This window comes from Pseudomonas sp. MWU12-2037 (assembly GCF_023242345.1).
Taxonomy (GTDB): Bacteria; Pseudomonadota; Gammaproteobacteria; order Pseudomonadales; family Pseudomonadaceae; genus Aquipseudomonas; species Aquipseudomonas gingeri_D.
In genome coordinates, this window is the sequence record NZ_JALLIZ010000020.1 from 56,812 (window position 1) to 70,404 (window position 13,593).

Annotated in this window: 12 protein-coding genes; 11 read left to right on the forward strand and 1 reads right to left on the reverse strand. The window is 61.5% G+C overall.

Annotated elements, in window-relative coordinates; all coding sequences use genetic code 11:
• Nucleotides 1-251: 251 nt before the first annotated feature.
• The 6 genes from murJ to ispH all read left to right on the forward strand — a co-directional run bounded on the left by murJ (nucleotide 252) and on the right by ispH (nucleotide 7,634).
• Nucleotides 252-1,790 carry a murein biosynthesis integral membrane protein MurJ gene (murJ, locus tag M5B42_RS26705; RefSeq protein WP_248747488.1) on the forward strand — a complete coding sequence of 513 codons (1,539 nt, stop codon included), beginning with the start codon at nucleotides 252-254 and terminating at the stop codon, nucleotides 1,788-1,790.
• 130 nt (nucleotides 1,791-1,920) lie between these two features.
• A complete protein-coding gene (gene ribF / locus M5B42_RS26710) occupies nucleotides 1,921-2,871 on the forward strand; it encodes a bifunctional riboflavin kinase/FAD synthetase (protein WP_152742086.1) in 951 nt (316 codons plus the stop codon).
• Nucleotides 2,868-5,699: an isoleucine--tRNA ligase gene (gene ileS, locus M5B42_RS26715; RefSeq protein ID WP_177099345.1), complete on the forward strand. Its 2,832-nt coding sequence runs from the start codon at nucleotides 2,868-2,870 to the stop codon at nucleotides 5,697-5,699. Before ribF ends, ileS begins: the two co-directional genes overlap by 4 nt.
• On the forward strand, nucleotides 5,692-6,207 hold the full coding sequence (lspA, locus tag M5B42_RS26720; protein ID WP_103498804.1) for a signal peptidase II: 516 nt from the start codon (nucleotides 5,692-5,694) through the stop codon (nucleotides 6,205-6,207). The genes ileS and lspA overlap by 8 nt, the downstream gene beginning before the upstream one ends.
• A 7-nt stretch (nucleotides 6,208-6,214) precedes the next feature.
• Nucleotides 6,215-6,652 carry an FKBP-type peptidyl-prolyl cis-trans isomerase gene (gene fkpB / locus M5B42_RS26725; RefSeq protein ID WP_177099610.1) on the forward strand — a complete coding sequence of 146 codons (438 nt, stop codon included), beginning with the start codon at nucleotides 6,215-6,217 and terminating at the stop codon, nucleotides 6,650-6,652.
• Nucleotides 6,653-6,686: 34 nt separating this feature from the next.
• Nucleotides 6,687-7,634, forward strand: coding sequence for a 4-hydroxy-3-methylbut-2-enyl diphosphate reductase (ispH, locus tag M5B42_RS26730; protein ID WP_152742083.1), 948 nt, complete (start codon nucleotides 6,687-6,689; stop codon nucleotides 7,632-7,634).
• On the opposite strand, the gene M5B42_RS26735 is transcribed toward ispH, so the two are convergent.
• Nucleotides 7,611-8,183, reverse strand: a complete 573-nt coding sequence (locus M5B42_RS26735; protein WP_248747489.1) for a GspH/FimT family protein — start codon at nucleotides 8,181-8,183, stop codon at nucleotides 7,611-7,613. The two genes, ispH and M5B42_RS26735, sit on opposite strands and share 24 nt — an antisense overlap.
• Nucleotides 8,184-8,294: 111 nt before the next feature.
• On the opposite strand from M5B42_RS26735, the gene M5B42_RS26740 reads away from it, so the two are divergent.
• Genes M5B42_RS26740 through M5B42_RS26760 form a run of 5 tightly spaced genes read left to right on the forward strand, consistent with a single transcriptional unit; the run spans nucleotide 8,295 to nucleotide 13,592 of the window.
• The gene (locus M5B42_RS26740; RefSeq protein ID WP_248747490.1) at nucleotides 8,295-8,780 is read left to right on the forward strand and encodes a GspH/FimT family pseudopilin; all 486 of its coding nucleotides are present in this window, start codon (nucleotides 8,295-8,297) and stop codon (nucleotides 8,778-8,780) included.
• Complete coding sequence (pilV, locus tag M5B42_RS26745) at nucleotides 8,771-9,283, forward strand: type IV pilus modification protein PilV (RefSeq protein WP_178130024.1); 513 nt, start codon at nucleotides 8,771-8,773, stop codon at nucleotides 9,281-9,283. The genes M5B42_RS26740 and pilV overlap by 10 nt, the downstream gene beginning before the upstream one ends.
• Complete coding sequence (locus M5B42_RS26750; protein WP_248747491.1) at nucleotides 9,280-9,972, forward strand: prepilin-type N-terminal cleavage/methylation domain-containing protein; 693 nt, start codon at nucleotides 9,280-9,282, stop codon at nucleotides 9,970-9,972. The genes pilV and M5B42_RS26750 overlap by 4 nt, the downstream gene beginning before the upstream one ends.
• Nucleotides 9,973-9,976: 4 nt before the next feature.
• A complete protein-coding gene (locus M5B42_RS26755) occupies nucleotides 9,977-10,489 on the forward strand; it encodes a PilX N-terminal domain-containing pilus assembly protein (protein ID WP_248747492.1) in 513 nt (170 codons plus the stop codon).
• Entirely contained in the window at nucleotides 10,476-13,592 is a 3,117-nt protein-coding gene (locus tag M5B42_RS26760; protein ID WP_248747493.1) for a PilC/PilY family type IV pilus protein, read from the forward strand. The genes M5B42_RS26755 and M5B42_RS26760 overlap by 14 nt, the downstream gene beginning before the upstream one ends.
• Nucleotide 13,593 lies beyond the last annotated feature (1 nt).

Genomic DNA, 13,593 nt, shown 5'->3' on the forward strand with positions numbered 1-13,593 from the left:
TCGAGCTCCTCGAAAGACTTTTTAGGAAATAGCAAACAAAATAGGCCGCGAATCATGCCGATGAGTTGAGGTCTTGTCAAGGGCGGGTGATGCGTTCCGCTGAGTGGTCGATCTTGAAGTGACGGGTGATTTATTTCCGGCGCCTGACCTGTAAACTCGCGAGCTTTGGCTCTGTGCTGTTGCGGCGCGGAGTATCGCACAACTGGGCGCTTTGTTCGCCTGCTCTTTCTCCAAAGGCGCACACTCTTTTAATGAATCTGCTCAAATCGTTGGCTGCCGTCAGCTCTATCACGATGATTTCCCGGGTTCTGGGCTTCGTTCGCGATACGATTATCGCGCGTATCTTCGGGGCCGGAATGGCCACCGATGCCTTCTTTATTGCCTTCAAACTGCCCAACCTGCTGCGGCGGATCTTTGCCGAGGGCGCGTTTTCCCAAGCTTTCGTGCCGATCCTGGCGGAATACAAGAGCCAGCAGGGCGAGGAGGCGACCCGAACCTTTATCGCCTATGTCAGCGGCCTGCTGACCCTGGTGCTGGCGTTGGTGACGGTGCTGGGCATGGTCGCCGCGCCCTGGGTGATCTGGGCCACGGCCCCGGGTTTCACCGACACACCGGAGAAGTTCAAGCTGACCTCCGACCTGCTGCGGGTGACGTTCCCTTATATATTGCTGATCTCGCTGTCCTCCCTGGCGGGGGCGATCCTCAATACCTGGAACCGTTTTTCGGTGCCGGCCTTCGTGCCGACGCTGCTGAACGTGAGCATGATCATTTTTGCCCTGTTCCTGACGCCGTACTTTGACCCGCCGGTCATGGCCCTGGGTTGGGCGGTGCTGGCCGGTGGCCTGGCCCAACTGCTCTACCAACTGCCGAGCCTGAAAAAGGTCGGCATGCTGGTGCTGCCACGGCTGAGTCTGCGTGACGCCGGTGTCTGGCGGGTAATGAAGCAGATGCTGCCGGCGATTCTCGGCGTTTCGGTGAGCCAGATCTCGCTGATCATCAACACCATCTTCGCCTCTTTCCTGGTGGCGGGCTCGGTGTCCTGGATGTACTACGCCGACCGCTTGATGGAGTTGCCGTCCGGGGTGCTCGGTGTGGCCCTGGGCACCATCCTGTTGCCGATCCTGTCGAAAACCTATGCCAGCAAGGACCGCCACGAGTATTCGCGGATTCTCGACTGGGGCCTGCGCCTGTGCTTCGTGCTGGTGCTGCCGTGCTCCCTGGCGCTGGCGATTCTCTCCGAGCCGCTGACGGTGGCGCTGTTCCAGTACGGCCAGTTCAGTGCCTTTGATGCCTCCATGACCCAGCGTGCGCTGGTGGCCTACTCCCTGGGCTTGCTGGGCATCATCATGATCAAGGTGCTGGCGCCGGGCTTCTACGCGCAGCAGAACATTCGCACGCCGGTGAAAATCGCGATTTTCACCCTGACGGTCACGCAACTGCTCAACCTGGTCTTTATCGGGCCATTGGCCCATGCCGGGCTGGCGCTGGCGATCAGCGCCGGGGCTTGTATCAATGCCGGGCTGCTGTTCTGGCAATTGCGCAAGCAACAACTCTTTGTGCCGCAGCCGGGCTGGGGCGTCTATCTGCTGAAGCTGGTGCTGGCGGTGGCGGTGATGTCGGCGGTATTGCTGGGGTTGATGCACATCATGCCGGCCTGGGACCAGGGGCACATGTTCGAGCGTTTCCTGCGTTTGGGTGGGTTGGTGGTGGCCGGTGTGCTGGCCTATTTCGCCATGCTGGCGGCGATGGGGCTGCGTTTGCGGCATTTCAATCGCAAATCATTGACGTAGCTCGGGGTGCCCCCGAGAGGGTGTCACGCAAGAGAGTTTTGTCGGTTCGATCGATTTGGGTGCTGCTGTTGCCTGTCGTCGGCCGTCGGGTGTGGTTATAATCGACCACTTTATGAGCAAGAAGCGCGTTATGCAGCTGGTTCGAGGCCTTCACAACCTGCGCCCCCGGCATCGGGGCTGCGTCGCCACCATTGGCAACTTTGACGGTGTTCACCGTGGTCACCAGGCTATCCTGGCCCGACTGCGTGAGCGTGCGCTGGAGTTGGGTGTACCCAGCTGCGTGGTGATTTTCGAGCCGCAGCCCCGTGAATTCTTTGCTCCGGACACCGCGCCGGCACGTCTGGCGCGCTTGCGCGACAAGCTGAAACTGCTGGCCGCCGAGGGCGTCGACCGGGTCCTGTGCCTGGCCTTCAACCAGCGCCTGAGCAAACTCAGCGCCGCCGAGTTCGTCGATACCATCCTGGTGGACGGTCTCGGCGTGCAGCATCTGGAGGTCGGCGACGATTTCCGCTTCGGCTGTGATCGCGTCGGCGATTTCGAGTTCCTGCAACAGGCGGGCAGCGCCCGGGGTTTCACCGTCGAGGCGGCGCAGACCGTCGAGCTCGATGGCCTGCGGGTCAGCAGCACCCAGGTACGTAATGCCCTGGCGGCGGCTGACTTCGCCTTGGCCGAGCGCTTGCTCGGTCGCCCGTTCCGGATTGCCGGACGGGTGCTGCATGGCCAGAAGCTGGCGCGCCAACTGGGCACGCCGACCGCCAACGTGCAGCTCAAGCGCCGTCGCGTGCCGTTGACCGGGGTTTACCTGGTCAGCGTCGAGATCGACGGCCAGCCGTGGCCGGGCGTCGCCAATATCGGCGTGCGGCCCACGGTTTCAGGTGATGGCAGCGCTCACCTGGAAGTGCACCTGCTGGATTTTACCGGTGATCTGTATGACCGGCGTTTGACCGTGGTTTTCCACCACAAGCTGCGCGATGAGCAGCGATTCGCCTCCCTGGAGGCGCTCAAGACGGCGATCAATGCGGACGTCGCCGCCGCCCGTGCCCACTGGCAGGGTTCACCGCTTAAAAAGAGCCTGAAATGACCGACTACAAAGCCACGCTTAACCTTCCGGACACCGCCTTCCCAATGAAGGCCGGCCTGCCACAGCGCGAACCGCAGATTCTGCAGCGCTGGGACAGCATTGGCCTGTACGGGAAGTTGCGCGAGATTGGCAAGGATCGTCCGAAGTTCGTTCTTCACGACGGTCCTCCGTATGCCAACGGCACGATCCACATCGGTCATGCGCTGAACAAGATTCTCAAGGACATGATCATCCGTTCCAAGACCCTGGCCGGCTTCGATGCCCCTTATGTGCCGGGTTGGGACTGTCATGGCCTGCCGATCGAACACAAGGTCGAAGTGACCCATGGCAAGAACCTGGGCGCGGACAAGACCCGCGAACTGTGCCGTGCCTACGCCACCGAGCAGATCGAAGGGCAGAAGTCCGAATTTATCCGCCTGGGTGTGCTCGGCGACTTCGCCAACCCCTACAAGACCATGGACTTCAAGAACGAGGCCGGTGAAATCCGCGCACTCGCCGAAATCGTCAAGGGCGGTTTCGTGTTCAAGGGCCTCAAGCCGGTGAACTGGTGCTTCGATTGCGGTTCGGCCCTGGCTGAAGCCGAAGTCGAATATCAGGACAAGAAGTCCTCGACCATCGACGTGGCCTTCCCGATTGCCGACCAGGACAAGCTGGCCGCCGCGTTCGGCCTGCCGTCCCTGGCCAAGCCGGCGGCGATCGTGATCTGGACCACCACCCCGTGGACCATCCCGGCCAACCAGGCGCTGAACGTCCACCCGGAATTCAACTACGCCCTGGTGGATGTCGGTGACCGCCTGCTGGTACTGGCTGAAGAGCTGGTCGAATCGTGCCTGGCGCGCTACAAACTCGAAGGCTCGGTACTGGCCATTGCCAAGGGCGAAGCCCTGGAACTGATCAACTTCCGTCACCCGTTCTATGACCGTCTGTCGCCGGTGTACCTGGCCGACTACGTCGAACTGAGTGCCGGTACCGGTATCGTTCACTGCTCCCCGGCCTACGGCGAGGACGACTTCAAGATCTGCAAGCAGTACGGCATGGTCAACGATGAGATCCTCAACCCGGTGCAGAGCAACGGCGTGTATGCCGAGTCCCTGGAGTTCTTCGGCGGCCAGTTTATCTTCAAGGCTAACGCGGGCATCGTCGACAAGCTGAGCGAAGTCGGCTCGCTGTTGCATACCGAAACCATCAGCCACAGCTACATGCATTGCTGGCGCCACAAGACCCCGCTGATCTACCGCGCCACCGCGCAGTGGTTTATCGGCATGGACAAGGCCCCGGTGGCCGGCGATACCCTGCGTGAGCGCGCGCTCAAGGCCATCGAAGAGACCCAGTTCGTCCCGGCCTGGGGCCAGGCGCGCCTGCACTCGATGATCGCCAACCGTCCGGACTGGTGCATCTCCCGCCAGCGCAACTGGGGTGTGCCGATCCCGTTCTTCCTCAACAAGGAAAGCGGCGAGCTGCACCCGCGTACCGCCGAGCTGATGGAGCAGGTGGCCCAGCGCGTCGAAGTCGAAGGCATCGAGGCCTGGTTCAAGATGGACGCCGCCGAGTTGCTGGGCGACGAAGCGCCGCTGTACGACAAGATCAGCGACACCCTCGACGTCTGGTTCGATTCCGGCACCACCCACTGGCACGTGCTGCGCGGTTCGCACCCGATGGGCCATGAGAGCGGTCCACGGGCCGACCTCTACCTGGAAGGCTCGGACCAGCATCGCGGCTGGTTCCACTCGTCCTTGCTGACCGGTTGCGCCATCGACAACCACGCGCCTTACCGCGAACTGCTGACCCACGGTTTCACCGTCGACGAGGCCGGTCGCAAGATGTCCAAGTCGTTGGGCAACGTGATCGCGCCGCAGAAAGTCAACGACACCCTGGGTGCCGACATCATGCGCCTGTGGGTCGCCTCGACCGATTACTCGGGCGAGATGGCGGTCTCCGACCAGATCCTGCAACGCAGCGCCGACGCCTACCGGCGGATCCGCAACACCGCGCGTTTCCTGCTCTCCAACCTGAGCGGTTTCAACCCGGCCACCGACCTGTTGCCGGCCGACGAGATGCTCGCCCTGGACCGTTGGGCCGTGGACCGCGCGTTGTTGCTGCAACGGGAGCTGGAACTGCACTACGGCGAATACCGTTTCTGGAACGTCTACTCCAAGGTACACAACTTCTGCGTGCAGGAACTGGGCGGTTTCTACCTCGACATCATCAAGGATCGCCAGTACACCACCGGCGCCAACAGCAAGGCCCGGCGTTCCTGCCAGACCGCGTTGTACCACATCAGCGAGGCGCTGGTGCGCTGGATCGCGCCGATCCTGGCCTTCACCGCCGACGAGCTGTGGCAGTACCTGCCGGGCGAGCGCAACGAGTCGGTCATGCTGAATACCTGGTATGAAGGCCTCAGCGAGCTGCCGGAAGGCTTCGAGCTGGACCGCGCCTACTGGGAGCGGATCATGGCGGTCAAGGTCGCGGTCAACAAGGAGATGGAAAACCTGCGGGCGGCCAAGGCCATCGGCGGCAACCTGCAGGCCGAAGTGACCCTGTTCGCCGAAGAGGCCCTGGTGGCCGACCTGGGCAAGCTGAGCAACGAACTGCGTTTTGTCCTGATCACCTCCACCGCGACCGTTGCGCCATTGGCGCTGGCTCCGGCGGATGCGGTGGTCACCGAAGTCGCCGGGCTCAAGCTCAAGGTGGTCAAGTCCGCCCATGCCAAGTGCGGCCGTTGCTGGCATCACCGCGAGGATGTCGGGGTCAACCCGGAGCATCCGGAAATCTGCGGTCGTTGCGTGGACAATATCAGCGGCGAAGGCGAGGTGCGCCACTATGCCTAATACCAGTGCCGGCCGTTTCGGCCGCCTGGGCTGGCTGTGGTTGAGCGTGCTGGTCCTGGTCATCGACCAGGTCAGCAAGCTTCACTTCGCAAGCTCGCTGTCCCTGTACCAGCAGATCGTGATCATCCCCGATTACTTCAGCTGGACCCTGGCCTACAACACCGGCGCGGCCTTCAGCTTCCTGGCTGAAAGCTCCGGCTGGCAGCGCTGGCTGTTCGCGCTGATCGCGCTGGTGGTCAGCGCGGTACTGGTGGTCTGGCTCAAGCGCCTGGGACGCAACGAAACCTGGCTGGCGATTGCGCTGGCCCTGGTGCTCGGCGGTGCCCTGGGCAACCTGTATGACCGCATGGCCCTGGGTCACGTGATCGATTTCGTCCTGGTGCACTGGCAGAACCGCTGGTACTTCCCGGCGTTCAACTTTGCCGACAGCGCCATCAGCGTCGGCGCGGTGATGCTGGCGCTGGATATGTTCAAGAGTAAAAAGTCCGGAGAACCCGTTCATGACTGAACACGCAGTGGCTGAGCAACGCATCGGTCAGAACACCCAGGTCACCTTGCATTTCGCCTTGCGCCTGGAAAACGGCGACACCGTCGACAGCACGTTCGACAAGGCCCCGGCGACCTTCAAGGTCGGCGACGGCAACCTGCTGCCGGGCTTCGAGGTGGCGTTGTTCGGCTTCAAGGCCGGTGACAAGCGTAACCTGACCGTGGCCCCGGAAAATGCCTTCGGCCAGCCGAACCCGCAGAATGTGCAGGTCATCCCGCGTTCGCAGTTCCAGGACATGGAGCTGTCGGAAGGTTTGCTGGTGATCTTCAACGATGCGGCCAACACCGAGCTGCCAGGTGTGGTGAAGACGTTCGACGACGCCCAGGTGACCGTTGACTTCAACCACCCGCTGGCGGGCAAGACCCTGACCTTCGATGTCGAGATCATCGAGGTCAAGGCGCTTTAATATTTCCCCTTGCGCGCAAGACACGAGGCACAGCATGCATATCAAACTCGCCAACCCCCGTGGCTTCTGCGCCGGCGTGGACCGGGCGATCGAAATCGTCAACCGGGCCCTGGAAGTCTTCGGCCCGCCGATCTACGTGCGCCATGAAGTGGTTCACAACAAATTTGTCGTCGAAGACCTGCGCGCCCGTGGCGCCATCTTCGTCGAAGAGTTGGAGCAGGTCCCGGATGACGTGATCGTGATCTTCAGTGCCCACGGCGTTTCCCAGGCCGTGCGCACGGAAGCCTCGGGTCGTGGCCTGAAGGTGTTCGACGCGACCTGCCCGCTGGTGACCAAGGTGCATATCGAAGTGGCGCGCTACAGCCGCGACGGTCGTGAATGCATCCTGATCGGCCATGCGGGCCACCCGGAAGTCGAAGGCACCATGGGCCAGTACGACGACGCCAATGGCGGTTCGATCTACCTGGTGGAGGACGAGAAAGACGTCGCCGCCTTGCAGGTGCGCAACCCGGAAAAACTGGCGTTCGTGACCCAGACCACCTTGTCCATGGACGACACCAGCCGCGTGATCGATGCCCTGCGGTTGCGCTTCCCGGCCATTGGTGGGCCGCGCAAGGACGACATTTGCTACGCCACGCAGAACCGCCAGGACGCGGTCAAGCAACTGGCGGACGAATGCGATGTGGTGTTGGTGGTGGGCAGCCCGAACAGCTCCAACTCCAATCGCCTGCGCGAGCTGGCCGAGCGCATGTCGACGCCGGCCTACCTGATCGACGGTGCCGAAGACCTGCAGCGCAGCTGGTTCGACGGTGTCGAGCGGATCGGCATCACCGCCGGGGCTTCGGCACCGGAAGTGCTGGTGCGTGGCGTGATCCAGCAGCTCCAGGCCTGGGGGGCGACCGGTGCCGACGAGTTGGCCGGGCGTGAGGAGAATGTGACCTTCTCCATGCCCAAGGAACTACGCGTTCGCTCCTTGCTGTAAGCCCGGGGAGGCGCAGAGTGCCTCGGGTATTGCTCTTTTTTCGAGCCTGATCCGACCGGTTGCTGCCAGGATCACCTGATGGTGGCTGACCGGCTGGTCCCTGGCGCAGATATGCAGTGTGCCGCCCATCGAGGCACCGTTTTGCGGGTTGAGCGAACCGAGAGGGGTGAAGCGGACAAACTGCTCGAGCCATCGGTTGCCTTTGATCGGTGTCAGTCCGTCGCTACGTCGTTCAACCAGCACCGGGTTGTCCGGATCCAAGTGACCTTGTCCGCTGCGGTCGACAATGATCCGCCAGCCTCGACTCCAATCTTCTTCCAGCGCATGGATCACCACATCGCGCTGGCGCAGGATCGCTTCGGTCCTGGCGGTGCGCAGGCCGCTGATCAGTTCCTCGGCCGAGATCTGCCGGCGGTGGGCATCGACGGTTTCCCGGAAGGACGGCAAGGCCAGATGCGCGAGCAGGGCGATCAGGCTCAGTCCTATCAATAGTTGAATCAGGCTCAGGCCACGCTGCGGCATGTCGAACACCTCCCTGTTTATTTTCATTGCACGGTCCATGTGCACTGGTCCATCCAAAACAACCGTATATCCTGTCGCCGGGTGGTTCGGACGGTAAGGCTAGTTATAGTCCAGAGCACTGGCTGGGGGAGTGCGTATATGTTTCAAGGTACCAAAGGGTTTACCTTGGTTGAGATGATGGTCGCGATCGCCGTGCTGGCGATCCTGACAGCTATTGCTGCGCCTTCCTTTACCAGCAGCATCCAGAAGTCTCGCGCAGATTCCGAGGCGAGCGACCTGCAACGCGCGTTGAACTACACCCGCCTTGAAGCCATCAACCGCGGCGTGAATGTGCGTATCGGCCCCTCGAGCGGAGCCGGGAGCGACTGGACGAGCGGGCAGAGCACCACCATGGGCGCGACCACCGCGAACAATTTGCGTACGACCGTATTGCGGGTGGTGCCGGCCATGTCGAGCACCTCGACGATGACGGCCAGCACGGTCACCTTTATCGAGTTCAACAACCTCGGGGCCCTGGTTTCCCCGGCGACGGCGGTGACCCTTTCGTTTGTCGAGGGTGCCTATACCAATACCCTCAGCGTCTGTCTCACGGGACGGATCGCGCTCAATGGGAGTTGCCCATGAAGCGTCATCATCAGGCCGGGGTGACCCTGATCGAGGTCCTGGTTGCCATGCTGGTCCTGGCCGTAGGTCTGCTTGGGGCTGCGGCACTGCAACTCAACGCCCTGAGGTACACCGACAGTTCGACGACGAGCACCCAGGCCAGTTTCATTGCCTATGACCTGCTCGATCGTATCCGCGCCAATCCTTGCTCGAATGCGTCGTTCAGCCCGTGCTCGAATCCTGGTGCGGATTACCAATTGGCCGCCCAGACCGCCGCGCCGACCACCATATCCAGTGTGCGTGACCAGGATCTATCCGACTTCGCTAACAATGTCACGAACCTGGGTGGCTCGACACAGCGGTCGGTTTCGATCACCGGCGGTGTGGTCACTATCAGCATCACCTGGGATGACTCGCGAGCGGCCAATGCGGCCAATACGGCGGCCGGGAACACTAGCGCGGGCACCGCGAGCATCACCTATACCCTGGTCAGTCAGATCGCCACTGTATGGACCGGAACATGAAAAATCAGTCCAGAGGCTTCGGCCTGATCGAACTCATGATTGCCCTGACCCTGGGGCTGGTGGTGACCGCCGGTATCATCCAGATTTTTGTTGCGGCCAAGTCCACCTACACCAGTCAGACGGCTTCCGCGGCGATGCAGGAGGACGCCCGTTTCGTGCTGAGCAAGATGCTCCAGGAAATTCGTATGGTGGGCATGATCGGGTGCGTGGGCACCGTGGCGGACTCGAGTGCTTCGAAGACCTACACCACGGCGATGGCGAACCCGATCACCTGGGACAGCGCCAACAATATCCTGACCCTGGTCACTGCGGATGTCGGTGGGAACGGCATCGGGCAGAACTGGACGGTGCTGTCCGACTGCCTGGTGCTCTCCACGGCAAATGACGGAGTGGTTGCGCCGGCAGTAGGGCAGATCGCCATTCCAGTTCGGCAAGTGGCCTACACCTTCAAGACCAACCAGATCTATCTCGGCGCCCAGGCACTGATCAACAATGTGAACGCCTTCAGCGTGCTCTTCGGCATGGCCAGGACCCCGCTCGATACCGTGGCCTCCAGTTACTCGACGACCCCGAGCAACCCGGCGCTGATCCGTAGCGTGCGTCTGACCCTGACCTTGCAGGACCCCACCAGCAAAGTGCGCAACCAGACCTTCAGTGTCGTGGCGGCCTTACGCAATCGGTTGAGATAGGGGGATGTCGATGAATCACTACTCTGTTCGCAGTTCGGGCAAGCAGCGCGGCATGGCCCTGCTGGTCAGCCTGGTGTTCCTGCTGCTGCTGACCCTGATCGGTATCTCGTCGATGCAGAACGCCAACCTGCAGGAAAAGATGGCCGGTAGCGTCAAGTTGCGCAACGAGTCCTTCCAGTTCGCCGAAACGGCCCTGCGGGCCGGGGAAACCGTGGTACAGGCCCAGGCCTACAGCTTGCCCGTGTGCCCGAACACGACGAAATGCGCGCCGCCGGCCGAGGCGGTGGACCCGAACACGCCTCTGGTTGCAGGACTGAACACTACTTCCGGGGTGACCTGGGTCACAAGCAACAGCGGTTTCTATGGCATCCAGAAGCTGGGTACCACCAAGGACCCGGTGAACATGAACCTGGCGGGAATGGAAGACAGCCTGCCCTGGACCCTCTATCGAATTACCGGCGTGGGTGTGCAAGGCACCTCGAAAACCGTGCTGGAGAGCATCTATGTCAAGAAGTAAGCGCCTGGATCGCCTGCGCTCGAAGCTGATGCCCTGGCTGGCCGGGGGGCTTCTCGGGTTGTACCTCAGCGCTCCGGTCTATGCTTTCACGCCCTCCGACTCGCCGTTGTTGAGCGCCGGCTCGGTGCCGCCGAACGTGATGTTGCTGGTGGACGACTCCGGCAGTATGAACAACCTGATCTGGCCGACAGGCTATGACCCGACCGTGACCCGTGCACAGGTCTACAACTGCTACTCGTACTCCAACTGCAACAGTGTGACCACACTGGACATGACCAGTGACAACCAGTTCATCAGCAGCTTCTACCCGGGGCCCTGCGCGTCGAACTACGACGGGTTCAAGATCGGCACCAGCAACACGGTCTACTGCCTCAAGCTGCCCGACCCGGTGGGCGGCGGCAATACACGCATCGCCAACAAATACCTGGCCTACCTGATCACCCAGATGACGGGTACGACCAAGGACTATACCGACGGTTCGATCCCCAATGATTACCGGGTCAACGTGGCGCGTAATGTGTCTTCGGCACTGGTGACCAGCAACCGCAACCTGCGTATCGGCCTGGCGACCTTCAACCCGCCTAACAGTCGCGATCCCGGGCCCGGTGGCTATATTGCCCGGGCCATCAGCGACCTGTCGGTGACCAGTTCGACCACCCAGACCCAGGCGGATGCCAACTACAACGCACTGCTGACTTCCATCAGCGGCCTGGCGGCCATCGCCAACACGCCGCTGGCTGAAACCTATTACGAGATCACCCGTTATTTTCGTGGCATGGCGCCCTACTACAACTCTTCGCCGACCACCTACACCAGCCCGATCCAGTACCGTTGCCAGAAAAACTACGGTGTGGTGATCACCGACGGCTTTCCGACCTATGACCGGACCTTTCCCAGCAATGACCCATTGGGTGGATCGAATCTTCCGAACTGGGACGGTATCAACAATGACGGCAACAATCCGCTGGGCGGGGACAATGAGGGCGACTCGCTGTTTCTCGACGACATCGCCAAGTTCGCCTATGACATCGACATGCGCTCCGCCGGCAACGACGCTGCGGGCAAGAGCTGGGATGCGAGCGATTTCCCCAAGCAGAACATGTTCACCTACGCCGTGGGGTTTACGGCCGCCAATCAGATGCTCGCGGATACGGCGACCTATGGTCACGGCATTTACTATCAGGCCACTGACAGCGCCGGCCTCAACGCTGCGTTGTCGGCAGCCCTGAACGACATTACGTCCAAGGCGGGATCCGGTGGTGGCGGTGCCACGAGTTCGTCGAGCTTTAACACCGGCTCGCTTTACTACACCTCCCAGTACGATCCGACCGACTGGCGCGGGACCATCAAGGCCTTTGGATTTGGCACTGACGGGTCGCTCAACACCAATGCGAACTGGAGCACCGATACCACCATTATTCCCGGGAGCACCAACACAGCGACCTTCCAGTCCTGGAATACCGGCACGAACCTGGCGATCACCCTGGCATACGCCAACTTCGCCACCACCCAGCAGACCGCCCTGAGCGCCAGCCTGCCCACGGGGATCAGCGGCAGTGACCTGGTGCAATGGAGCATGGGGGTCAACAAGACCGGCCTGAAGACCCGTACCGTACTCCTTGGCGATATCGTCAATTCGCGTCTGGTCTATGCGTCACCCACCGACCATACGGCGTCCGATCTCACCGGGGATACCAGCTATACCGCTTACCTGGACGGCAAGTCCTCCTCGACCGGGATGAGTCCGCGCCTGGTGGTGAACGCCAACGATGGCTTTTTCAATGTTATCAATCCGACCACGGGCAGTCGTCTCTATGCCTACATGCCCTCCAGTGTCCTGACTAACCTGCATTACGTGGCTGACCCGGCCTACATCAATGGCACCACGCACAAATTCCTCGCCGACGGCCAGATCTCAGTGGTGGACGCCAAGCCCGGTACCACTTGGAAGACCATTGCTGTGGGCGGTGTGGGAGCGGGCGGCAAGGCCTTCTACGCGATTCAGCTGTACGACGCTTCGGCCGGTAACACGATCAGTGCCTTGTGGGATGTGAAGGCCCCGGATGTCTCCACCACCGGCAACAAGTACAACAACCTGGGGTATGCCTACGCCAAGCCGGAGGTGGCGCGCTTGCAGGACGGTCGCTGGGCGGCGTTCATCGGCAATGGCTACGGCAGTTTCAACGGGGTGGCTTCGCTGCTGGTACTCGATATGAAAGATGGTTCGGTGATCACCGAGATTCCTGTCGATACCACGGGCAACAATGGCTTGAGTTCGGTGAAGCTGCGTGTCAATGCGCAAAGCCAGGTGCTGTATGCCTACGGCGGCGATCTCAAGGGGCAGATGTGGAAGTTCGATCTGACCGCTTTGTCCCCGGCCAGCTGGAAAGTCGCTTTCTCGGGGGCGCCGCTGTTCACCGCCTCGGGCGGCTCGGCGCAGCCGATTACGGCTCAGCCGGTGATTGGCAATCTGCCAGGACAGGGCAAGCTGGTCTATTTCGGCACCGGTAAGCTCAGCGAGACGGCGGACAAGACCAGCACAGCACGCCAGGCGTTCTATGCGGTGCTCGACAACGATGGCGCCACCGCCAGCATCACGGAAAGCAGCCTGGTGGCGCAGACCATCAATGCGCCCGCCGCCGGCAGTGTGAATTTCACCTCAAGCCAGAACACCGTCGACTACACCACCAAGAAAGGTTTCTACTTCTCCCTGGTGATCAACAGCGTGCTGACCGGGGAGCGGGTGATCTATCCGGCGGTGCTGAGTTTTGGCCGGCTGTTTTTCACCACGGCGATTGTCGATACCACTGACCCCTGTTCAAGTGCGGGGTCGGGGCGCTTCATGGATGTCGACGCCGTCACCGGGGCGATGTTGACCTACCCGGTGCTGGACACCAATGGCGACCGCAAGGTCAACGCCAGCGACCAGATTATCAGTGGGATGAACTTCGTTGGTGGGGTACCGAACCTGGCCGGGCTAATGAGTAATTCCGATGGTTCACAAATGTTGATGGGGCTACCGGGTGGGCCGGGCGGGCCAGGTGGTCCGTTGGAGCTCGGTGGTGTGAACAACCGTCGTATCATGTGGCGTCAATTACAGTGAG